Genomic DNA, 1,290 nt, shown 5'->3' with positions numbered 1-1,290 from the left:
AGCGCGGTCGCCACTTTGGCCATCAGCTTGGCCATGCGGGAGGAGAGCACTACCCACAGCTCCAGCGGCGACCATGCCACCGGGTTCGCCGCGGAGCGTGAGGCCGCCGCCGGCCGGTTGGCCGATACCGCGCAGCTGGCCGATGTTGTGATGCCAAAGCTTTCGAGCTCAGAGTTCGTCCGGCTGTTGCTGGCCGCGTCGATCAGGGGGCTGGTCGCCGAAATCAGGCCCGGCCGCCCGATCGGCGAAGTCGTGGCGGGTTACACCGCCGCGGGAGAGGATCATTGATGGCACGCGGTTTTCAGGGGGCGATGTTGCGCGGCTTCGGTGCGCGCGACCATACCGCCACGGTGATCGAAACCGAGCTGATCGCACCACATTTCGTGCGGATACGGATGGTCTCGCCCACACTGTTCGAAGACGCCGAAGCAGAACCCGCTGCGTGGCTGCGGTTTTGGTTCCCCGATCCCGAGGGGTCGAAGACCGAGTTCCAGCGCGCCTACACGATCTCGGAAGCAGACGCTGCGACCGGCCGCTTTGCCGTCGACGTTGTGCTACACGAACCGTCCGGACCCGCCTCGACATGGGCCCGTACGGTCCGACCGGGCGCGACCATCGCCGTCATGTCGTTGATGGGTTCTTCCCGCTTCGACGCACCCGAGGAACAACCGGCGGGTTACCTGTTGATCGGTGACTCGGCGTCCATTCCAGGAATCAACGGGATCATCGCGACGGTTCCGCCCGACGTACCCATCGAGGTGTACCTCGAGCAACACGACAACCATGACACGCTGATACCCATCGCGGAACATCCGCGGCTGCAGGTGCATTGGGTTCAGCGTCGGGACGAGAAGTCGCTGGCCGAAGCCATCGAGACGCGCGACTGGTCGAATTGGTATGCCTGGGCGACTCCCGAGGCGACCGCCCTCAAACAAGTGCGCAAGCGACTCCGCGAAGCCTTCGGCTTTCCCAAATCCGAAGTGCACGCGCAGGCGTATTGGAGCGCCGGCCGCGAGATGGGCACCCGCCGCGGCGAGGAGACCTTAGACATCGTGGCGCCGGTTAGCGGCAGCACCACACCGGAAGTCGTTGCGCCGCGGCCTGAGTCCGTAGCGGCCGCCTCCAGCGACGTTGTCTCGCCAGCCCCTCGGGGCAGGTGGCGCGCCCAGGCCGCCGGCCAGTTGCTCGCGCCACTTCGCTCCGCGTTGATCCTCTCCGGCATCTTGCAGGCGGTGGTCACGCTGGTGCAGCTGGCGCCGTTCGTGTTGCTGGTCGAATTGGCGCGGCTCC

The 1,290-nt window shown here is 66.2% G+C and carries 1 protein-coding gene and 1 pseudogene; both read left to right on the top strand.

What is annotated here, in order from left to right:
- Positions 1 to 288 (top strand): annotated as a pseudogene (locus tag A9W95_RS27380) (TetR/AcrR family transcriptional regulator); the annotation flags it as partial.
- Positions 288 to 1,290: siderophore-interacting protein (locus A9W95_RS22795; protein ID WP_172826692.1), on the top strand; the 1,003-nt coding region annotated here is incomplete at its 3' end. The pseudogene A9W95_RS27380 and the gene A9W95_RS22795, both read left to right, overlap by 1 nt.

Source organism: Mycobacterium sp. 1423905.2 (assembly GCF_001673155.1).
Lineage (GTDB): Bacteria > Actinomycetota > Actinomycetes > Mycobacteriales > Mycobacteriaceae > Mycobacterium.
Note: the sequence above shows the minus strand (reverse complement) of the source record. Positions and strands in the feature narration are given on the sequence as shown.